The following is a 21,200-nucleotide window of genomic DNA, read 5'->3' as shown; positions in this document are numbered from 1 at the left end:
CCTTTCTATACTTCTAGCTTAGCAGCGCTACCTTGTCATAACCTTGCCGAACCCTTGTTTTTTTCTGGTTTATTTAGGCAGCATCAGACAAAATACTGTGCCCTCACCTAGTTGACTGCTGGCATTGATTTCTCCATGATGCGCTGCAACTAATTCTTGAACGATCGCCAGTCCCAAGCCATTGCCTTTCGAACCGCGAGCTTCATCCCCTTTGTATAAACGGTCAAAAATTCGAGGTAAATTCCGTGCAGAGATTCCTTGACCATTATCCGCAACCTCCACCCATACCTGCTCCTTCTGTTCCGAAAGCTTAATCGTAATAGTTGTTCCTTGACTGTGTTTCAAGCAATTTTCTAATAAATTATCGATGATTCGTCGAAACGCGAGTTCGTCAATCAGACAGTGAAGCTCTTCTTCTGGAATCTGAACATCGTAACTAAATTGCGGTTCCATTCGGGGAATCCATTCACTGATAATCTCCCGCAGCAATTCGCAAACGTCGAGCCGCTCAAACTGATAGCGACGCTCACCAGATTCCAGCTTAACCCATTCAAAAAGCGTATCAATATAGCTTTCTAATTCAAATGCCTTGGCCTGAGAGGAAAGCAAATAATCCCGCTGCTCTTCTTTAGTCACCAAGCCATCATTGATCGCCTCTAAATAACCAATCAATGACGCCAATGGAGTTCGAACATCATGAGATAGACTGGTGATCAGCTTCCGATATTCATTCTCCGAAACCTGAAGCTGGCTAAGCTGCCGCTTCATTTCTGAAACAATCTCATTTAACCGAAAACAGAGTACCGCCACCTCCGAGCCTTCATCCACAACTATTTTCCGATCAAGGTTCCCTTCACCGATATCCTCTAAAACAGTCATCGCCTGATCAATTTGACGTTTATTTTTCCGCATTTTCGCAATCAGATATAGACAAATGATAGCTAAACATAAACAACTAATACTCAACAGCAACATCTTCTATCCCTCCTGATTAAATCGGTAGCCCACACCGCGAACCGTTTGAATAAAGAACGGCCGCGCGGCATCCGGTTCAATTTTCTTCCGCAGTTTGCTGATGAAGGACATGATATTATTGTCATCAAACGCGTATTCCTCCCCCCAAACCTGCTGATAAATTTGCCGCTTCGTAAAAATCTGTCCCTTATGCGCCGCCAAAAAATATAAAAGCTCAAACTCTTTACTCGTTAACTCCAACGGTTTCCCATTTAATAAGACCATTCGCGTTTGCCAATCAAGCGATACATGCGTTAGCTTCAGCACCTTTTCAGCGCCAGCCGTTTGATTGAATTTCGTATAGCGTCGAACCAGCGAATCCACCCGCGCCATCAACTCCGCCATACTAAAAGGCTTCGTCAAATAATCATCCGCCCCCAATTGCAGCCCGCGAAGCTTGTCCGATTCCTCATTCTTGGCTGTCAGCATCAAAACCGGCACGACACTTTGCTTACGAAGCTCCGTTAAAATACTCATCCCGTCAATTTGCGGCAGCATAATATCCAATACAATCAGCTGGTAATCCCCCGCCAACGCCATTTTCAGTCCGCCAGCACCCGTGTGTGCAAACTGCGCCTCATAATCCGCATTTTTCAAATAACGCTCAATAATCGAACAAAGCTCCTGATCATCATCAATGACCAATACCCTGATTTTTTCTTGCATCCGCTTTCTCCTCGTGAAAAATAATTATTCTATTATTAATTCTAGCAAATAACACACCCGTTTCGGATGAAAGTTGCGGAGTTTTGAGATAAATGACGAAAAAATAAACACACCTTCCGATTTTGGAAAGTGTGTTAGAAACGTTACGATGAGTGGATAACGATCGTATGGTACTAGGGATGGAAAAAATTATATTTCGTTGTTTTGGATTTGGATTGACCGCGACTGGTATGACAAGCGAGTTCTTACTGAATTTGCATTCCATTATTTTAGATTTTGATGACAAGTTTTCGAATTATTGGATATAAATGTGTTGAATTTACATTCCACTATTTTAGATTTTGATCTCCTTTCCTGAGCTAGAAAAACAACTATGGGATTTATTTACATTCCACTATTTTAGATTTTGATAAAAGAGAGGATGAGTTAAAATGGGCGAAGCATTTAATTTACATTCCACTATTTTAGATTTTGATTTTGACCCACGTAATCGGTTGTTAGTATGTATTTTATTTACATTCCACTATTTTAGATTTTGATAAATTTGTGTTTCGTATTGTCAATTTGGTATCCTTCATTTACATTCCACTATTTTAGATTTTGATGTGTCCTCCTGCAAATCTTTCCAGCTGTTCTTCTGTATTTACATTCCACTATTTTAGATTTTGATCTGTATTCATGAATTTATGTGGTTCCATGTTTAATATTTACATTCCACTATTTTAGATTTTGATTCCTACCAACTGAAGCGAACAAGGCGCCTATCTTCAATTTACATTCCACTATTTTAGATTTTGATTAAGACTAACAATCATTGAAAAAGAAGTATCCGAAATTTACATTCCACTATTTTAGATTTTGATAAAAATGCCTAAAGAATTGTTTGACGATATAGCTCTATTTACATTCCACTATTTTAGATTTTGATTAGGCGGAAGGAATCGCGCAACTTATGTTAGCCCAATTTACATTCCACTATTTTAGATTTTGATTGGACCAGCGACATGTGTTTCGCTTCAACGACGCAATTTACATTCCACTATTTTAGATTTTGATAATAAAACTCTTCATCCAATTCAAAGTAGTTAGCAAATTTACATTCCACTATTTTAGATTTTGATCCCACCTACAATTATACTTTATGTCGCAATGCTCTAATAGCATATTTCTGTCGACCTCTACCTTTCGTTGCTGTTACTTAGTAAACATAACAGTCCCTTTGAGCAAAAAACCGTTTATTTCAATAGTTATTAGTTGCTGTCGTAACTACAGGTATTTTAATCTTTATTAGGTCGACAGATTTGCTGCCACTCGAACAGGTCTTTTACACAATTGATAAAGTTGTACCTCATTATTCTTACTTAGAAAGTTTCTTGTAATTATGCATTTGAAAATAAACTTTACTTTTAAAAGTGATCCTCACAAATTTGTTCGATTTCTCCATAACCAAAATAGTACTTACCATGAGCTAGCTGTGATTTAAACCAAGAATGCATCTCTTCTTGTTCTTGGTTAGTCGCTTTATTAAGAATTGATTCCCAGGTGTACCGACACTCCGCAGACAGTTCAAATAGCTCTCCTTCAAAATCATCCATATCCACTTCCCTAACTTTTAGAACAATGTGATTTATCAATTGAAAAGCAGCAAGATGTGCCTCTTTCTCTATGACAGGTGTAATTTCTTCGTTGATAAATTCTATTAAGTCAGAAACAAAGTTTTCTATTTGATGGTACTCAAGGTAATTTTCATAGCCAGCATGTTGCTGAATAATTTTATCGATTTTATGGTTTAATTGTTGTATGTCTTTATCGGTAATATGAGGCGAGATTAGTCGAGCAAAACGATGAGCTAAGCTTTTATCCTTCCATAAGAGCTCAATTAAGAACTCACGGACGACTCCTTCATCTACATTCATTACCATTTTTTCAACTTGTTCCGACACCCCTGTTTCCTCATCCCAACGTTCATCTGCTTTCCGATCTTCATATTCATATAAAACAGCCGCCATATGCTTGCAGTTATTATTCGCATCCGCAAACGGGCAATCACAATAAAGCCTAGGAAAATCATAACCAATTTCTTCAATCACAACCTGATAGTCCTCTGTCCCAGCAACGGATGCTTCTATCAAATTATCCTTTAGCCAAAAATCAACGATCCGATCTTCTAAGAAATACTCATATCCTCTTTCCAAAATATGTGGTTTAAATAATCTTTCCCATCTCGCCATAATATGCCTCCTAGGTTATTCGCTTGATCCAGTCCTTATGCAATCGTGTTGTGGTTCCTTGTACTCTTCCAGCTTGTTCGTGTTTCTTTAACTGGAAAATTTCTTCATATCTTTCGCTTTCGTCTTTTTTCCCTTCCCACAAACGATTCAAAACTTCATGCCATCTAAAGAAATCCGACCATAAAATATCTTTTTTATAGGAGCTCGCAGGAATTTCAAAGGTAAACAATGCATGCCGTGAAAAATCAAGATTATTTCTGTCATATAGATACGCCTGAATATCCGGCCACACCCAAATCAGATCGCGATCTAAAGGAATAATCATACGTTTTTCAAATTGTCCTTTCATCCATTCTAGAGCCCACAAACAATTGGCTCCTTCTTCGTCATCTGTAAAAATAGAATTTTCTGGATCTCTTTGAGGTAAAATAAAGCCCTGTGAGTCAGAATATGATAAAAAATCTCTTTGTTGAACCGTATATACTTTCATGTTTTCTTCCTCGCAGTATTCAGATTAGCTCCGATAATCTTTAAGCTTACTTTATGCAATTAGTACTCCAGTATTTTTAGATTTAGACTGTAGATGTCGCCGAAAAAGTGATGGCGAAGTTCCCATTTACATTCCATTATTTTTAGATTTTGACCCTTGACCGAAAATCTGATGTAGTTCTTTGTACTCATTTACATTCCACTATTTTTAGATTTAGACTATGAATTACTTATTTGGAGGTAGTGTTCCAATCATATTTACATTCCACTATTTTTAGATTTAGACAACGATCAACCTTAGGGCACCAGAGATAGTTCTCGAATTTACATTCCACTATTTTTAGATTTAGACAACAGCAACTGCGATCGTGCGGCACCACGGATGAAAATTTACATTCCACTATTTTTAGATCTAGACCTAGCGACCCGTGCTTGATATACCACCTAAGTACCATTTACATTCCACTATTTTTAGATTTAGACATAAACTGATTGAGCTAGGTACGGGAACTGGAATGCATTTACATTCCACTATTTTTAGATTTAGACTGTAATAGGAAATCGGATATGCTTTGTCAGCTTTGAAATTTACATTCCACTATTTTTAGATTTAGACTGGTGGTTGACCATAAGTAAAGAACCACTCACCCGAATTTACATTCCACTATTTTTAGATTTAGACCTCAAAACATTTTTCTCCGACTTCATTAATAGCATTATTTACATTCCACTATTTTTAGATTTAGACAGGAAACACGCTTTTTTATGAGGACCCTATTGGACATTTACATTCCACTATTTTTAGATTTAGACAAATTCAATCCATATTGTAAAGCTACCTCTGTACTATTTACATTCCACTATTTTTAGATTTAGACACTATCCCCGAGTTTTCTGAAGGGATAATAAGGCCATTTACATTCCACTATTTTTAGATTTAGACCCACCACGGTGCTTGACTCATCAGCATCCCTTCAGGATTTACATTCCACTATTTTTAGATTTAGACCAAACAACTGCAAACGGCGGGGCATATCTCGTTGAAATTTACATTCCACTATTTTTAGATTTAGACGTTCCCTTCTTTGACGATCTGATCAATGTTTTTCGGATTTACATTCCACTATTTTTAGATTTAGACCATTGCCGTACCTTCTCCGTGAAGCCCACAAATGATATTTACATTCCACTATTTTTAGATTTAGACAAGGCGGCCATTGTCAAAGATGTGGTCGTTTTATTTTATTTACATTCCACTATTTTTAGATTTAGACCTCAGCTTCTCCTGTATCTAAGTCCATCCAAAAGTTATTTACATTCCACTATTTTTAGATTTAGACAATCAAAAGGTCAGTCCTCAAAAGACTGTAAGCAACAATTTACATTCCACTATTTTTAGATTTAGACCTAACGGAACAGGATAAAGAAGCAGTAAGAATTTTTATTTACATTCCACTATTTTTAGATTTAGACTATAGCTACGATCGCGACTTCACCTTGTTCAACTCCATTTACATTCCACTATTTTTAGATTTAGACAAAAGCATAAAGACAATTTGAGGTGATCATTATGAATTTACATTCCACTATTTTTAGATTTAGACGTTTTACCATCCGTCCTGTTTGATATTGAAATATAGATTTACATTCCACTATTTTTAGATTTAGACATGGATGCTTTTTGTAACAGAAAGAGATTAGAAGATTTACATTCCACTATTTTTAGATTTAGACAAACAATGCTACGGCAATTTGGCGCGGGCGTTTGTGTATTTACATTCCACTATTTTTAGATTTAGACAATGAGATTCAACTATTACCGAGCTTATTTTTCGGAATTTGCATTCCACTATTTTTAGATTTAGACTGAAAATAAGTACTGAAACCGCGAGTGTATCAGAGATTTACATTCCACTATTTTTAGATTTAGACGATGTCCTGTCAATGAACTACACCGAACTAGAAGCTATTTACATTCCACTATTTTTAGATTTAGACTAGAAGATGAAATAGACGAAAAAAAGCTTCCAGAATTTACATTCCACTATTTTTAGATTTAGACTGTGTAAAGTTGAGTCAATACAAAGTATTTACTGAATTTACATTCCACTATTTTTAGATTTAGACAGAGAGCAGAAACGCTCTCTAAATTTGCTATGCTTTATTTACATTCCACTATTTTTAGATTTAGACTGATGACTAGAAAACAAATAAATGAAATAGACAGTATTTACATTCCACTATTTTTAGATTTAGACGAACAAGGTCATTTTCTACACTTAACAAATAATCATATTTACATTCCACTATTTTTAGATTTAGACAGGGAGAACCTCGAAAAAGGCGCTGGTGGTGGTGATTTACATTCCACTATTTTTAGATTTAGACGGGAAACAGACAGTAATATCGGCGGTTCTTCTTCATTTACATTCCACTATTTTTAGATTTAGACAATAATTAAGATCGAAAGCTTTGAGAAGAAAATAATATTTACATTCCACTATTTTTAGATTTAGACTCCGTGATTAGTATACATTGAAACAACAGGCTTCTTGAACCCATTTCTGTCGATCTCGAAAATACGCTTTCCTTTTCTGACTTAAATAACATTGAATACCAGAAATAACCTTTTATTTCTCGCATTTTTCATTATCTGTCGTAACTAGGGGATTTTTAGGGCACCTCACATCGACAGATTTGAAATCTAAAAGAAATTCGAAACTAATTCCGTACCGTCAATGCCAATGTATTCTTTCTTCAACCATTTTTTATTGGAATTTTTGAAAATCAAGATTGAATCTAGGTCTTCACGGATATATTCTTTTAACTCTTGTTCTAACTTCTTTAACTTTGCAGGTGTGATTTCTCCTTCAAAAACAGATTTTTGCACATGACTTAAATACTTTTTGCAGATTTTAAATACGCGATTTAAGACACGTGCGCCTTTTTCTTCTAAAGAAATATCGTAAACAAGAATGACATACATTATTTTTCACCACCAAATTTTAAAAGGTTCATACTCTTTATCACTCATCAAATGTTTAATCAATTTGTAACACTCTAAACGCATTAATTTTCGATAGGAAACATTTCTTTTAAGCTCTCGATGACGAATCGTTTTATTCAATCGTTCGTCAAATTGACGTAAGACTTTTTGTTGCCCAGTCTGTTTTAAATAATTTCCATTCGAGCCATTTTCAAAATCTTTTTCAGTAATTATTTTTTTATTGATCAAAGAGAAAATCAATCGATCAACAATTAATGGCTTAAAAATCTCAGCAATGTCCAAAGATAGAGAAAATCTTCGTTCAGAATTACTATGAAGAAAGCTGATTGTTGGGTTGAGTTGACTAACATAGATTTCTGATAAACACGCACTATAAGTCAACATATTCAAATAGGAAATCAACGTGTTCACCATATTATCTGGTGGACGGCGCACCCTTTGCTTAAATTCAATTTCATCATTGAAGATAGTTTCCCAAGCACTATAGTAGATTTGATGTATATTTCCTTCTAACCCCATCAGTTCCTCAACTTCATTTGTGCGAGGAATTCTTTTCCTAACAGCTTCAATCTCCGTTATCTGTCTTTCGACTTCCTTGCCTCGGCGTCGATAATACTGTAAATTGCGTAAACAGTTCGCCGTTGCCCCGTCAACAAACTTTCTTGCCAAAATGATGCGCTTTTCTTCTTCCGCAGAATGATATACTTGCTGAACAAGGAGCTTCCCAGATACGTTCTTCTCTCGAGGATAAAACGTTCCAGTATAATATCCGTAGTAGTTAAAAAAATGCACAGGTATTTTCATTTCAGAAAGATAGTTTAAACATTTCGTATTGGTCGTCACTTCGCCAAATAAATAGATGTCTCGTGTCATCTCAATTTTTAAATCTTTTTTTCGACCATCTGCTGTCTCCATCCGAATAACATTATCCTTGCGACTTAATGTTCCGCTGGAATATAAATAGTAGCTTTCGATTTTCTCCACCTCCTAGATAAAACAATAGTCATAATACGCGCATTTTGTACAAATCTTCTTTTCGACTTTTGGTGAATCCTCTTGAGTGATTATTGCTTCAATTGATTCAATAATTCCCTCCAATTCTTTGGTTTCTTCCTCATTCAAGGTAACTTCTATGCGTTCTCTGAGTTTCGGATAATCAATATAGCCTTTTTCTACAGAAACACCTTTCTTTTGCAAATAGTACAAGTAATACCTCAATTGCCAGACTGCAGCAGGTTCAATGGCTCGTGATTTTTTGACTTCATGTAGGACCTTCCAATCTTCAAGAAAATCAATATTGATCGTTCCATCCAGCATGATTTGTTTACGTTTATCTTTGTAAGTACCAGTATCCAATAATTTTCCCAGTTGAACATTCTCATTCTCTTCTTCATATTGCAGTCCATGAGCGAATAACCACAATTTTCTTTCACACACGAAAAAGTAATTGATCATATTTCCAGTAATCTTCATTGTTGTCACCTAACCGAAGTTGTCTTCTTTCTCACCCTTCAACACTTGGAAACCAACATCACTCTCATAAATTCCGTTAACAAAAAAGACTTGATCGTAACGACCGATCTGCTCACAGCGGACTTGATTTTCTTTAAGGCAATTCCTAAACAACCACTCTGGGATCGACATCATGTAATTTTCTAACTTTGATTTGATTTTCTGCCTGTATATTCTTGGATTTTCCTTATCTTTCTTACTTACTATCTCCTTAGAAGATAAAGATAGAATCTCCATGTACTCATTTATTTTATTTTTATTATCATCATAAACATTCTCTGGAATGATATTTCGACTTTGGATATTTCGGAAAAGCTTCCGTACTTCAGCTGCACTCTTCCCGTCATCCTCGATCGCCGACAACCAATTCAACATCGTGTCTACTCTTTCGTAATAGGCTGTTTGCTTCATATTTTCTGTCGTATACGTTTGTTCGATCATATTCATTTTGTCTAATTCGTTATAAATACCAGAGCCTTTATTCCGTAACGCCAACTTGGACAACTCAAATATCTGATAATGTACCACTGCTTGTTCACTGGAGCTGATTCCACTCGTCACCTGACCACCGCCATCAAACACATAGACATTCGGCTGCTCACGGTTTAGTAACGGTCGTTTCCGATAACAGCGCCCCATTCTTTGGAAAAGCCCATTTAATTCGGATAATTCTGTAATCAACAAATCAAAATCAATATCTAAAGATGCCTCTACTACTTGCGTCGCTACCCAAATACCTTCTTTGTTAGACTTTGCAAATTTTTGAATCTTTTTTTCCTTATCCTGCCGATCTTTACGAATAAATTGGCTGTGAATCAAATGGATATCTACTCCAACTATCAATTCCGACAATTCTTTGTAGATTTCCTTCGCTTTTCGAACGGTATTACAGATCACTAACAATTTTCCTGACTGATACAGCTCAGCAACTGCCTCTGCAGAGATTCCTTCTTCCAAAATTTGCACATTGTGACGTTCTGATAATTTTTGATCCAAGAAACGAGGAGAATTCTTTTTCCATTTCAGCCCTCTTTTTTCAAAAAGATCTAATAAATATGGTGGTAAGGTAGCAGTCATCACAAGAAATTTCCCGCCAAAATCTTGAATCTCTTTCAGCCCTTTAATCAGATAGGCCAATAAATCCGGTGAATACATTTGAATCTCATCGATCACTACCTTGGAATAGGCAAATGTCGCCAGCTTTTGTTCAAATCCCGCATAATGATAAACAAAGTCAAACGTTTGATCCAATGTCGTAACAGTCAGTGGTAACGACCAGCCGCGCGTTTCAGTGAGATAGCTTTCCAATTTATCCAATTCTACTTCCTTATTCTTCTCTTGTTCCGCTAATAAAACAGCCAAACTATCCGAATGCAAAATTCCAACTTGCTCTTTATATTCTTCCTTATCTGTAATATCTTTTCGAATCCGGTCATAAATAGCATTGATCGCCGTGCGTAATGGCAAGGTAAAGAAACCTTTGTTATCACCGATCCACAGCAATCCAGCTTCTGTTTTACCCAAGCCAGTCTGTCCGATAAGCACTAGATTCTCGTCTTGATGGGCTTGAACGTATTTTTGCATCTCATTCCAATCAATCGTTGGATCAGAATGCTTTTTCCGCCATGATTCTCGAACTTTTGGCATATTTTTATTTAGAAAATTTGCTGGATATTCGATTTGATAGTCTCCACTGGCGGCATAGTCGATTCGGTTTAGTAAGCCTTTTAACATGACATACTCTTTAAAACATTCATCGTTGCTGGCTAATTTGTGTAGAAGGCGATAATATGAAACAGATGGTCGCTTAATGATAGTCGGTTTATCTAACTCTATCTCATTAAACAAGAAACTTTCTACCGGTTCTGCCAATAAGGCTACTTCATGCTTGTATTGATCCATTTCTATCTGAGAAAAATCCCGTTCATGATGTAATGCAATTGCGTAGGTAGCAGCCCTCAAGTCATCTTTAGAATAGATTTCTTTTAATTGTTTGATTGGAAAAAAGGCAATACTGAGCAAGGCATGTGGGATCTCCCCGTCTTTTTTATTTACACCATCTCGCATCTTTTCTTGAAATAAATGGTTCATTTTGCCTAGATCATGATATTGGCAAATAAGACGAAGGAGATTCCAATTCACAGGAATCTCCGGATAATAGTCTTTTAGTCGATCATAGGCTCTTAATAGTTGCTTCGTGTGGTGAACAATGGTCTCTCCCGTTGATTTTGCCCAAAATTGATCGTTCATAGTTCCTCCTATTATAATAAAAATACAATATCTCCTTCTTCGTCTACATCAATACTTTCTTCTTCAACGACCGTGAAAACACTTGAATACACGACTTCTTTTCGCTCGATCCAATTTCTTTTGAATTTCGGCTTGTTTTTTGTCCCAAAATTATAAAGCTCATAAACTTTCGGTAAAATGAACCGGGTGCCGGATGATAATGTACCGTCAGCATCCAATGAAATAGTTCCTTCAGCTACTTTTTTCACAGGCATATAGGCACTCCACTGATCGCGAAATTCGATATCTTCTTCCACTTCTTTTTCTTCAATCTCCACAATCGAAACCTTCTCAAAATTCGCCAAATCTTCTCGCCGACCTAAAGAAGGAAACTCTGCTGGATATTTTAGAAACTGATAGATTTCCTCGACCTTTTCTTGGTCATCTGGCACGATATGCAAAATCAAATGCACATCCACCAACAATTCTGTGTAGCCGATTCCTCGACTAACACCAAATTCATTCACCTTCAGCTGATGACGAGCCTTTTCGAATTTCATTCCATTCTTAAACTCATATCGCGTATATAAATCATTGGTTTTGGAAAAATAATTACCCTGGATACTAACCTTCATTGGTTCATAGTGCTGGTATCCGCATAAATTATGCACCATGCCAATAACAGTCGATAACGGCGGCAATGGATACGTTTCACGTAGCTGAAAACTTGTCGGACGGCGATAATTGACCATGTCTTGATGGACGATTAGCTTAATCCCTTTCATAGTAATCCGCTACTTTCTGTTTCAAGCTTTCAAAAACTTGCGGGATTTTTTGTCCTTGCAACACTTCCTGAATTTCTGCAGTATTCTCAAAAGCATCCTTCACCACACCTACAAACGTATCTTGCCGAAGCGCATCAGTAAGGACTCCCTCAATTTTTTCAACATCCACCTTATTCTGATGAACATCTACTACATTTTCAAATAGCGGATTTTTCCGTTCATAAACCCCACCTACAACAAATAACGGCTGTAAATTTTCCCGACGACCACGAATATCGCGGTATAAATATTGAATCGTATCCAATAATTTTTGAACACGGCGACTTTTTTCTTCATTGGATAATTCTATATCCACATTGCGATCAATCCCAATTTCATCCAAATCAACTGTTACCGTATAACGATAGAAAGAGCGATGAATTTCTGATTGCGCGATCGAGTTCATTGCTTTTTCATTCCCATTTTCTCTTAAGCGTTTAGCTAAGCCCATGTTTGTTAGAAAATCGGTATCACCTTTATATGTTTCAAGCGATACAGCGTTCGACAAACGAACTTTCGCAGAGCGCGTTAAAGCATTGTCGCCTTTTGCCGTTTTCATATAGCCAAATAAATCAACCTCTGGATATTTATCAATCGTTGCATGTTGATCAAATTGAATGACTTGCTTTGTCCCACTGCCTTCTGCACTCAATGAAGCTAAGGGCTCACCTAACTGCTCGACAATGTTATAACGAATCGCTTGACGAGAGATATACGTATATTGTTCACCCTTGCCTCGTGTAATTTTTTTCAATGTCGCAACATTTCCTAAAGATTCTCCGTAGTTCGCACTCTCTGCTAGAAAAATCATTGTCATCGTTAACCCTTTACTCATTGTCATTTCCTCCTTCAGTAGTATGAGCTTCTCCAATAATTCCTGCTACAAAACTATATCCAATGATTTTGAAACGTTCATCATCTAAGAAGATATCTGTAAAATATTTGGGCACCAACTTATTTAAGTACATATAGCTGTTTAACAAAATATCCATAAAGGCATCTTTATTATTAGCCTTCAAAGCATTTAATAATCGAAGTCCAATTGAATCGGCTTTGTTCTTATTCGCATATTCTTTTTTCAAGAAGTAGCCATCGCGACGAATTTTTTCTAGTTCATCCTTTTCTAGTTTCTCCATTTGAATCAGCTCCTTTAAAAAGTTTTGATTGATCTCAATCATTTTCATAATGTGATAGGTATTCGCATAGACTTGTCCACCAGTACCCTTGGCTCGCAATATTTGATAAATCAGTGAAAATAGATTTGTATTATTCATTAATCGAGTAATGATCTCCCGATAAAGACTTTGATAGTCACCGTTTAAAACATAACCAGCATTGAATAATTCTGGTAATTTGTCTTTTGATTGATCAATCGTTTTTAATATATGCTTTGGCAAAAGATTGAAGTAATAGCGCTCGTTTTCGTAACGGACAACTTGAATATCCTGCAATTCACGGTGATGCTGCTGATTCATCGAATCCTGTAACGTACGAATCAATGCAGCATACGTATCAATCGCCTTCACTTCGGTTTTGTTCAGACTCAGCACATTCAAACGAATCCCTTTATTTACATCAATCAATGTTCGTACTGAGTGATTGTCATTCACGAATAATCCTTGATTATACACATACGTAAAACCAGCAGGAATACACGTATAAAGCAATCGACACACGGGACACATAAATAAATCATTCGTAAATGACCAGGCGTTACTTTGTTTTCGATTCGCATCATAGCCTGCTTGATTGATAAAGCTATATGAAATGTCGCCCTTCTTTATCGATCGTCCACAATTAGTACAAGATAATTTGTCCTTTTCGTGACTGTCTTCTAAATAGGTGAACATTGATTCCACAAAATACTCATGATACTTCTCAAAAAAGTCGCCTTTGCTTTCTTGTCGATTCAAAAAAGAGACATCATTGTAGCCATTATTGATAACCGAATAGATCTGGATTTTAGCCGCTAGATATCGCTGTACATCCTCCTGATGATAGTATGCAAAAATCTCCATTAATAACTCGTAAATACTTTTTACTCGATCAATTATTTCTATATGATTTTGTTCAAGCTCGCCCTTTTTCAATTTATCGACTTTTGCTTTTTTGATTAGCGAAACGATATCGATTGACGAATCAATCAACGGATATACCGCAAGATAACTGTTACTCTCCCCATAGCGCTTCAGATCCGCAAGATATTTATGCAGCCGTTCATATGCTTTTTGATCAAAATGGGTAAAATCTTCTCGTTGATGACGAGTCATCTCGTCTTCATAAGCCAACACTTTCGTCAATGAAGATAATTTCTCGTACTGTTTCGCAAAATAAGTAAAATAGTCTTCTTCAAAATTTTTAAATACTTCTTTTTTAACTACAATACTTTGAGGTTTTATCTCGACCTTATCTTCATCTTCCTCAAGAATATTGACCAAGCCACAAATCGCCGCATTTTCCATCCAAGAATTTAAGCGAAATTCTAAGGTATCCTCTTTCTCTATACTATCCATTACTATCACCACCCTGTTTTACCTGATTCAAATAGCCGAAATATAATCCGGTCTTCGATCCTAGTCCAACATCTCGAATCACATTTAATAGATACGGTTCTCCGGTCAACTCAATCGTCCCAATGGCTCCTTGATAAAATTTTTCATAAGCCTTCGTTACGGTCTTTTTCATCTTCAATGGCTTAATTTTTAAATTGTTTATGTCGTAGCTAATTCCCTGCCCCATCTCTGGAACCAACCGATTGATCAGATTTTGCTTTAAAACAGATTCATACTTTTTATCAGAAAAATCTAAAAACCAATCTTTTCTGGTTTCGCGATTATGATCTCTCGCTAATATAGGAGACACTGCTTGAAATACAACCTGCTTCTCTGTAATGGTCTCTTGATAGATCGTTGACACTGATTTCACTCTTAATTTTATTTCGCCGGAAAAAGGAATCGCTTTCATTTCTTTCAAATAAATAAAAGCATTATACACAGCCATCGCTAAATCGGCTTTAGGTGTTGAGAATAAATAAGTAATCGAAGGTGTTTTAAGAATTATTTTCTCCTTTTCAAACATAGCACCTTTAAAGATTATTGCCTGCGAAAATAATTTTTCTTTATTCTTTTCATATAGTTCTTTGTATACTTCAGGTGCAACATTTTCTAACCCGCGTTTTAATAATGATAAGAACATTGATTGATATTTAATAGGTATTTCGATTTCTTCATTTGATGATTGAACTTCTAAATTGATTTTGAAACGCATCGTTTTACCTCCCTATCTTGTTATAAAAACTCTTACATAAATATGTTATCATATTCGCTTATTATTTAAAATGTCACATTAATAATGATAAACACTCAAAATATATTCTTATCGTTATTTTCACTTCTTAACAGGCTGATCTTTCACTTTAAAATTTTATCATTATTTGAATTGGGTTCCTCCTTCATAAAAAAATACGCTTCTTTCAACAAAGAAGCGCATAAAAATTATATGACGAGCAATTTTTATAAAAGCCGTAGCAAATCATAATTTACATAGACTTTATTTTTTCTTTTACTGTTGTCGACATCGATCAGTTTAAGCTCGACTAACGTATTTAAATCTCTTCTAGCAGTAGAGACAGCTATATCCAAATGTTTAGCAACTTCGCTAACTGTCAAATAAGGTTTTAAAAAGGTCATTACCCATATCTGATTGATTACATTTCTATCGCTATTGATCCTTTTCGCCCCGCTGGTTGCAAGCTCATTAATACTCTCCAATCTGTTCAGCAAACTAGTAGCCATTCTTTGACAAGCATCTAAGAAAAATTCGATCCAAGAAAACCAATCTGGATTCTTACCTCGTACGCCATTCAACAGGTTATAGTACCTCAAACGTTCTTTCTCTAATTCTTCACTAACAAAAAAGACCGGTTTATCAATCAAACCATCTTGCATCGTGCTTAACACGATAAGAATCCGCCCCATTCGACCATTTCCATCTAAAAAAGGATGAATAGATTCAAATTGCGCGTGCATAATCGCTGTTTTAATTAATGGATCTGAAGTTTCGTCTAGCAGAACTTCAAAATCAGGATCGATTTGTTTTTCAAAAGACTGATGCTTTTCCGCATTGATGAAATACTCAAGATTTGTCATGTAGTCTCCGATTTCATTAGCACCTATCGGGATATAAACGGCGTCTTCTATACTATTTGTCGGACCGAGAAAATTTTGAATAGAACGATATTCTCCAGATGAAGAAGTTGTTCCGCGAGTATTTTTTCCCATTAAAACTTTATGCAGTTGTTTAATCAATCTTGAAGATATAGGAACCCCCGCTTGGATCAACTCAATCCCCTCAGAAAGTGCCTCCATGTAGTTATCAACTTCTACCACTTCATTACTCTTATTCTTTTTCGTTGCATCTTCAATCATATCTGCAAAAGTCACTTGTGTTCCTTCTATCCTAGTTGATTGCACAGATTCTTTAAGAGTAAGCATTTGAATTAACTGAGAGTTCACCATAGAATGTCCTAACTCAGAATTCAATTTTCCAATAGATGATTTTATTATTGCTACTTTTTTATATAATTGTAACGCCTGAACAACTGTAACCTTCGGTGGTAATGGCTCTAATCCTTTAATCGCACTCATTCTATCCCTCCTCACTGAGTCTTTATCATCTCATTCTATTTGATCAAAATCAACACAAATGATCAAATAGATTTTCGAATATAGATTCTTTTTTATGTCATTGAGATAGAAAGGATTTCCATATATTTTTTGGTCCACTATTTTAGATGCAGATACTTTTCGAATTCATCTTTCCGATCTTTCATCCATATTTACATTCCACTCTTTTAGATTCAGATGATGTCGAATGCGTATTTGACGGCTCACGCATCCAAGATTTACATTCCACTCTTTTAGATTCAAATCCAGTTGAATGAATTTCTCTGCTTTGTTTTCAACTGTATTTACATTCCACTCTTTTAGATTCAGATAGTACTCAGCAACAACTCGAACACCGCTTTTTCCTTATTTACATTCCACTCTTTTAGATTCAGATCAGATCGATAACGCATTGGTGGAGGCATTACTTTGATTTACATTCCACTCTTTTAGATTCAGATTAACGTCAAAAACGTAGGCGAATAGGTCTTCATTTTCATTTACATTCCACTCTTTTAGATTCAGATCGAACTTCTGTTGTGGTTTTGGAGGCTCAGGAGTGCATTTACATTCCACTCTTTTAGATTCAGATATAAACTCAATTAGCCCTTGTGATTTGAATAACCATATTTACATTCCACTCTTTTAGATTCAGATCCTATGGCAGCGGCTAAAAGTCCTTACGCCGGATAAATTTACATTCCACTCTTTTAGATTCAGATTTGATCTTTCGTAATGAAATACTTTTCATAACCTTCATTTACATTCCACTCTTTTAGATTCAGATACCGCTGCTGATTCTACTGATCCGACAAAATATAGTATTTACATTCCACTCTTTTAGATTCAGATCTCCAAACAATCAGGAAAGAGAGTTTTGAATACTTCATTTACATTCCACTCTTTTAGATTCAGATCCCGTCTTAAATTATACCTGTTCCCACTAGGTCTTAACAGAGCCATTCTGTCGATCTCAGCTTTGTCTTGCCACCCCTCAGCAAATATAACAGCAGTCTCAGTCAATCATCTTATTATTTCAACGATTTAGTAGTGCTGTCGTAACTACAGGTTTTTTCGGCTTTCAACGGTCGACAGATGACCAAAAAGCCAGCGTCCATTAAAAATCGTCTAGTCGATACTAGTAATAATTATGGTTGTTCAGCTATAACAAAATATTCCCATTTCCTCTGACTAACCTCTTGTCACAGCAAATAAAGGTACACAGCAGCACCTTTTTTCTTGATCCAGCGAAAAATTTCAAAACAAAGCGGGTTATTTTCTTCGTTTACGTTTGCGGTCTTTTTTCTTGCCGTTGGGTTTTCCTTTATTGGCTTCCCTTAACAATTCATCTTTGTGTTCTTGTTCTTTCTGTTTCTCACTCTTAGGTTTCTTGTAGATTGATTGCGGATTCCCTGGTTTCGCTTTTGCTGCAATAGCTTCCGCGGCTTCTTTTGCTAGGGTAGTTATCGCTCCGCTATCAGTCTCTATTTCTTGTGTCGAAGCAATGGATTTTTCGGGCACACCGAGTTCTTCACTAATAGAACGCTCTTTTGTCTCCTCGTTTCTAACACCTTCCCTCCGAGTATCAGCCAAAACAACGCCCTCTGGTAACAACAGGTTGACCAGTTGGAGTCTTTCTTCTTCACTCATCGTGCTGAAATCAAAACTGGGTTCCGCTGCTTCAGTCTGACTCGCCGAAATTTGGGCAGACTCCTCCACAATTTCGCCTTTACGAATTTTGATGTGGCGCGTGCAATTGTCAATTTCAGAGTTTTCCAGCTTCACGAACCGGCGAACGCCTTCTTTTTCAAAAATCGTTAATGAGCTCAATAGCTCTAATACGGCATCAATTTTCATCGCCGAAGCATTCTTATCGGCATCTCGCAGACTCCACGTATGAATCTTGCCAATCGCATCCTCAAAGGTTGAGACTAGTTTGTATTGTTGACCATTTAATTCATCAATGGGGGTTGTTTTTGCGAATAAATATTTCTTACAATCACTCACACGATTATTGTAGCGATGATATTCTTTTGTCTTTTTATATAAACGCTTAGTCACTTGTTCCCATTCTTTTTCACTATCAAAGAAATCACGGAATAACGGGGCAAATTTGCGCAACACGTCCGTCGGCTCAGCAACTAGTAGGATTTCTCGGACTAACTCCTGACACATCAGTGAAAAATCCGAGATACACAAGGCATTTCTGATAAGGACAGCAACAACATATTGAATAACCGTATCCGCATCCTGTGAATCCGTGTACGCTTTCATTATTGCTTTTTCTAATCTTTCCCGTTTTGTGACAAAAAGCTGGAGCTGAGATAGTGCCCAAGGTTGTGTTGACATCAATTTTTCCTCCCTAACAAGTATGTATTTTTATTTATAACAGAAACTTTTTTATTCACTCTAAATAATATCGCAACGGCGGCTTCATTTCAGCAATAAATAACCCAACCTTTTTAATTCAAAAAATAAAAATGACAAATTCAAGACAACAACGTAGTGATACCAAGGTGTTCAATCAACAAAAAAAAGCTCAAATTTATTAAAGAAATTTGAACTTTTTCTTTGATTACTCTTCTTATTGTTCTTGCAAAGCTGGGAGCTCATTTTTACTTAATTTATTCAAATAAGGAATCATCATAATTACACCAGCAACAAAGGCAATACCTTCTGTAATTGTCATTGACCAGATCAAACCATCCAATCCGTAGAAGTGATGCAATAGCAAAACAACTGGAATAAAAAAGGTGCCTTGGATCGTTGACATCACGCCCGTCTGAACGCCGTAGCCAGATGCCTGGAAGATACCGGTAAACAGACCAGAAAAGCCATTAAATACTGAGGAAACCAATTGCGCAGCCAAGATCGTTAAACCAACTTGGATCACATGTGGGTCGCTAGTAAATAATCCCAACACAGGTACCCGAAATAGGTAAACAATCAGTGCAAAGAAAATGGAGATTCCTCCGATCCATAATGAAACTTCTTTCAACGATTCTTTTAAGCGTTTCGTATTATGGGCAGAAAAACTGTAGGCGAATAGCGGCATCGCACCTAGAAATAGCCCCATCGTCAAAAATTCTGGCAATTGTGTAATGCGAACGGCGATACCAAAGCTGGCAACAACATTGTCTCCATATTGAACAGAAAAATTATTCAATAATAAAGTTGTGACAATCATAAATGCTGATTTGAACAGTTCAGAAACACCGATTTTATAGACTTCTAATTGATCCTTGAGTGAGAGCTTGAAATGCTTTAAGAAGCCCTTCAATGATTCACTTTTATTCTCCAAAAACCATATATAATAGGTTGTTGATGCAAGATTTGCGATCACAATCGAGATTCCTGCACCAATCACATGCAGGTTAAAGACTAAAATCAGCAAGGCATCCAGAACAATACTGACGGCAACACTGATAAACATGCCATACATGGATTCTTTTGATGCACCCTCAGAACGTACCAATTGTTCCAAAGCGAAATTCAGGATAAACGCGGCGCCACCGGCAAATAGAATGGTTGCATATTGTTTGGTATAAAGCATCGTTTGACCATCCGCACCGAGCAAATGAACAAATGGATTCATAAAGACAATCGCGACAATACCGATCAGCAGACCGAGAATAATACTTGAGTAAAAAGAATACCCCGCAACCTTCCTGCCCTTTTGTGTATCTCCACTACCTAACAGCCGTGTGATAAAGCTTCCCCCTCCAACTCCAAACATATTCCCCACAGCCATTAAAATAATCGTAATGGGCATTGCCAAGGTAATCGCGGACATCATATTCGTATCGTGGATCAAACCAATAAAGTACGCATTGATCAAATTGTAGATCGTTGTCGCTGAGATTCCCACCATCATTGGAATGGATAAGTGGGCAATCGCTTTACGAATTGGACTTTCTTTTAAGTAATAAATATTTGATTCATTCACTTCAAATTCTTCCATGTTAATTCCTTCTTTTATTAGATTTATAATTGTTAGATTTCTAACTATTCGCATGCAAGCAGACAACTACTGCTTGGCATTTAAAGGCTACGATCGATTTTTCTCAATAGTTCTGTTAATTGTTGAACTTCTTCATCATTCAAGGCATGAACTAATTCTTGTTCGGCAGCATAAAAAGCCGCGTTCGTTTCATCGATCAAGGCTTTCCCTTTCGGTAAAACATAAATATTCTTTTGTCGCTCATTGTTCTCTGGTATTCGTCGTTCGATATACCCTTTTTTCTCTAACCCCTGTAACATACTCGTGATGCTAGCTCCACGGCGTTGAAATACTTCCGCCAGGTCTTTTTGAATTAATCCCTTGTCTTCATTATGCGCGATGTAAGAGATCATTCGCCCTTGCTGCGAGCTGATACCCATATCTTTGACACGTTGTTCCATCGATTCACGCGATTTATTCATAATCGAGCGCAGTAAATTTGAAACGACCAATCTATCCAAAAGAATTCCTCCTTTGCAGAATAATTAGATATCTAACTGTTCGAAAAGAATATACACGCTGCTAAAAAGAATGTCAACCAAAAACATTCGAATCCTAACAATT

The 21,200-nt window shown here is 36.6% G+C and carries 16 protein-coding genes and 3 CRISPR repeat arrays; all 16 genes read right to left on the bottom strand.

What is annotated here, in order from left to right; genetic code table 11:
- Nucleotides 1-69 precede the first annotated feature (69 nt).
- Nucleotides 70-975 carry an ATP-binding protein gene (locus tag IGI44_RS00610; RefSeq protein ID WP_438785834.1) on the bottom strand — a complete coding sequence of 302 codons (906 nt, stop codon included), beginning with the start codon at nt 973-975 and terminating at the stop codon, nt 70-72.
- A gap of 3 nt (nt 976-978) precedes the next feature.
- Complete coding sequence (locus IGI44_RS00605; protein ID WP_438785833.1) at nt 979-1,680, bottom strand: response regulator transcription factor; 702 nt, start codon at nt 1,678-1,680, stop codon at nt 979-981.
- Between the two features lie 252 nt (nt 1,681-1,932).
- Nucleotides 1,933-2,801: direct repeats of the CRISPR family, unit length 29 nt; unit sequence ATTTACATTCCACTATTTTAGATTTTGAT.
- A 285-nt stretch (nt 2,802-3,086) separates the two neighbouring features.
- Nucleotides 3,087-3,911 (bottom strand): SWIM zinc finger family protein, encoded by an 825-nt coding sequence (locus IGI44_RS00600; protein ID WP_438785832.1) that lies wholly within the window; start codon nt 3,909-3,911, stop codon nt 3,087-3,089.
- A gap of 10 nt (nt 3,912-3,921) precedes the next feature.
- Entirely contained in the window at nt 3,922-4,401 is a 480-nt protein-coding gene (locus tag IGI44_RS00595; protein ID WP_438785831.1) for a hypothetical protein, read from the bottom strand.
- 58 nt (nt 4,402-4,459) lie between these two features.
- A CRISPR array of direct repeats spans nt 4,460-6,918; the repeat unit is 30 nt; unit sequence ATTTACATTCCACTATTTTTAGATTTAGAC.
- A 186-nt stretch (nt 6,919-7,104) separates the two neighbouring features.
- Complete coding sequence (cas2, locus tag IGI44_RS00590) at nt 7,105-7,386, bottom strand: CRISPR-associated endonuclease Cas2 (RefSeq protein ID WP_438785830.1); 282 nt, start codon at nt 7,384-7,386, stop codon at nt 7,105-7,107.
- 6 nt (nt 7,387-7,392) lie between these two features.
- Nucleotides 7,393-8,391: a type I-B CRISPR-associated endonuclease Cas1b gene (gene cas1b / locus IGI44_RS00585; protein WP_438785829.1), complete on the bottom strand. Its 999-nt coding sequence runs from the start codon at nt 8,389-8,391 to the stop codon at nt 7,393-7,395.
- A 3-nt stretch (nt 8,392-8,394) separates the two neighbouring features.
- The gene (cas4, locus tag IGI44_RS00580; RefSeq protein ID WP_438785828.1) at nt 8,395-8,880 is read right to left on the bottom strand and encodes a CRISPR-associated protein Cas4; all 486 of its coding nucleotides are present in this window, start codon (nt 8,878-8,880) and stop codon (nt 8,395-8,397) included.
- A 9-nt stretch (nt 8,881-8,889) separates the two neighbouring features.
- Entirely contained in the window at nt 8,890-11,169 is a 2,280-nt protein-coding gene (cas3, locus tag IGI44_RS00575; protein WP_438785827.1) for a CRISPR-associated helicase Cas3', read from the bottom strand.
- 11 nt (nt 11,170-11,180) lie between these two features.
- Entirely contained in the window at nt 11,181-11,933 is a 753-nt protein-coding gene (cas5, locus tag IGI44_RS00570; protein WP_438785826.1) for a CRISPR-associated protein Cas5, read from the bottom strand.
- Nucleotides 11,920-12,807, bottom strand: a complete 888-nt coding sequence (gene cas7i, locus IGI44_RS00565; RefSeq protein ID WP_438785825.1) for a type I-B CRISPR-associated protein Cas7/Cst2/DevR — start codon at nt 12,805-12,807, stop codon at nt 11,920-11,922. Before cas7i ends, cas5 begins: the two co-directional genes overlap by 14 nt.
- Nucleotides 12,800-14,485, bottom strand: coding sequence for a type I-B CRISPR-associated protein Cas8b1/Cst1 (cas8a1, locus tag IGI44_RS00560; RefSeq protein ID WP_438785824.1), 1,686 nt, complete (start codon nt 14,483-14,485; stop codon nt 12,800-12,802). The genes cas7i and cas8a1 overlap by 8 nt, the downstream gene beginning before the upstream one ends.
- Entirely contained in the window at nt 14,478-15,239 is a 762-nt protein-coding gene (cas6, locus tag IGI44_RS00555; RefSeq protein ID WP_438785823.1) for a CRISPR-associated endoribonuclease Cas6, read from the bottom strand. The genes cas8a1 and cas6 overlap by 8 nt, the downstream gene beginning before the upstream one ends.
- Nucleotides 15,240-15,484: 245 nt before the next feature.
- A complete protein-coding gene (locus IGI44_RS00550) occupies nt 15,485-16,618 on the bottom strand; it encodes a Fic family protein (RefSeq protein ID WP_438785822.1) in 1,134 nt (377 codons plus the stop codon).
- A gap of 189 nt (nt 16,619-16,807) precedes the next feature.
- A CRISPR array of direct repeats spans nt 16,808-17,553; the repeat unit is 29 nt; unit sequence ATTTACATTCCACTCTTTTAGATTCAGAT.
- Nucleotides 17,554-17,908: 355 nt separating this feature from the next.
- Nucleotides 17,909-18,985 (bottom strand): glycosyltransferase, encoded by a 1,077-nt coding sequence (locus IGI44_RS00545; RefSeq protein ID WP_438785821.1) that lies wholly within the window; start codon nt 18,983-18,985, stop codon nt 17,909-17,911.
- Nucleotides 18,986-19,220: 235 nt separating this feature from the next.
- Nucleotides 19,221-20,597, bottom strand: coding sequence for an MATE family efflux transporter (locus tag IGI44_RS00540; RefSeq protein ID WP_438785820.1), 1,377 nt, complete (start codon nt 20,595-20,597; stop codon nt 19,221-19,223).
- An 80-nt stretch (nt 20,598-20,677) separates the two neighbouring features.
- Entirely contained in the window at nt 20,678-21,097 is a 420-nt protein-coding gene (locus tag IGI44_RS00535; protein WP_438785819.1) for a MarR family winged helix-turn-helix transcriptional regulator, read from the bottom strand.
- Nucleotides 21,098-21,200 lie beyond the last annotated feature (103 nt).

Source organism: Enterococcus sp. DIV0756 (assembly GCF_051710745.1).
Classification (GTDB): Bacteria; Bacillota; Bacilli; order Lactobacillales; family Enterococcaceae; genus Enterococcus_A.
The sequence above is the reverse complement of the archived record's forward strand: the minus strand, read 5'-3'. Positions and strand labels throughout refer to the sequence as shown.

What these genes read in the sequence shown, in the direction of transcription:
- IGI44_RS00610 (WP_438785834.1), bottom strand. Translation starts at nt 975, where the DNA reads ATGTTGCTGTTGAGTATTAGTTGTTTATGTTTAGCTATCATTTGTCTA.
- IGI44_RS00605 (WP_438785833.1), bottom strand. Translation starts at nt 1,680, where the DNA reads ATGCAAGAAAAAATCAGGGTATTGGTCATTGATGATGATCAGGAGCTT.
- IGI44_RS00600 (WP_438785832.1), bottom strand. Translation starts at nt 3,911, where the DNA reads ATGGCGAGATGGGAAAGATTATTTAAACCACATATTTTGGAAAGAGGA.
- IGI44_RS00595 (WP_438785831.1), bottom strand. Translation starts at nt 4,401, where the DNA reads ATGAAAGTATATACGGTTCAACAAAGAGATTTTTTATCATATTCTGAC.
- cas2 (WP_438785830.1), bottom strand. Translation starts at nt 7,386, where the DNA reads ATGTATGTCATTCTTGTTTACGATATTTCTTTAGAAGAAAAAGGCGCA.
- cas4 (WP_438785828.1), bottom strand. Translation starts at nt 8,880, where the DNA reads ATGAAGATTACTGGAAATATGATCAATTACTTTTTCGTGTGTGAAAGA.
- cas3 (WP_438785827.1), bottom strand. Translation starts at nt 11,169, where the DNA reads ATGAACGATCAATTTTGGGCAAAATCAACGGGAGAGACCATTGTTCAC.
- cas5 (WP_438785826.1), bottom strand. Translation starts at nt 11,933, where the DNA reads ATGAAAGGGATTAAGCTAATCGTCCATCAAGACATGGTCAATTATCGC.
- cas7i (WP_438785825.1), bottom strand. Translation starts at nt 12,807, where the DNA reads ATGAGTAAAGGGTTAACGATGACAATGATTTTTCTAGCAGAGAGTGCG.
- cas8a1 (WP_438785824.1), bottom strand. Translation starts at nt 14,485, where the DNA reads ATGGATAGTATAGAGAAAGAGGATACCTTAGAATTTCGCTTAAATTCT.
- cas6 (WP_438785823.1), bottom strand. Translation starts at nt 15,239, where the DNA reads ATGCGTTTCAAAATCAATTTAGAAGTTCAATCATCAAATGAAGAAATC.
- IGI44_RS00550 (WP_438785822.1), bottom strand. Translation starts at nt 16,618, where the DNA reads ATGAGTGCGATTAAAGGATTAGAGCCATTACCACCGAAGGTTACAGTT.
- IGI44_RS00545 (WP_438785821.1), bottom strand. Translation starts at nt 18,985, where the DNA reads ATGTCAACACAACCTTGGGCACTATCTCAGCTCCAGCTTTTTGTCACA.
- IGI44_RS00540 (WP_438785820.1), bottom strand. Translation starts at nt 20,597, where the DNA reads ATGGAAGAATTTGAAGTGAATGAATCAAATATTTATTACTTAAAAGAA.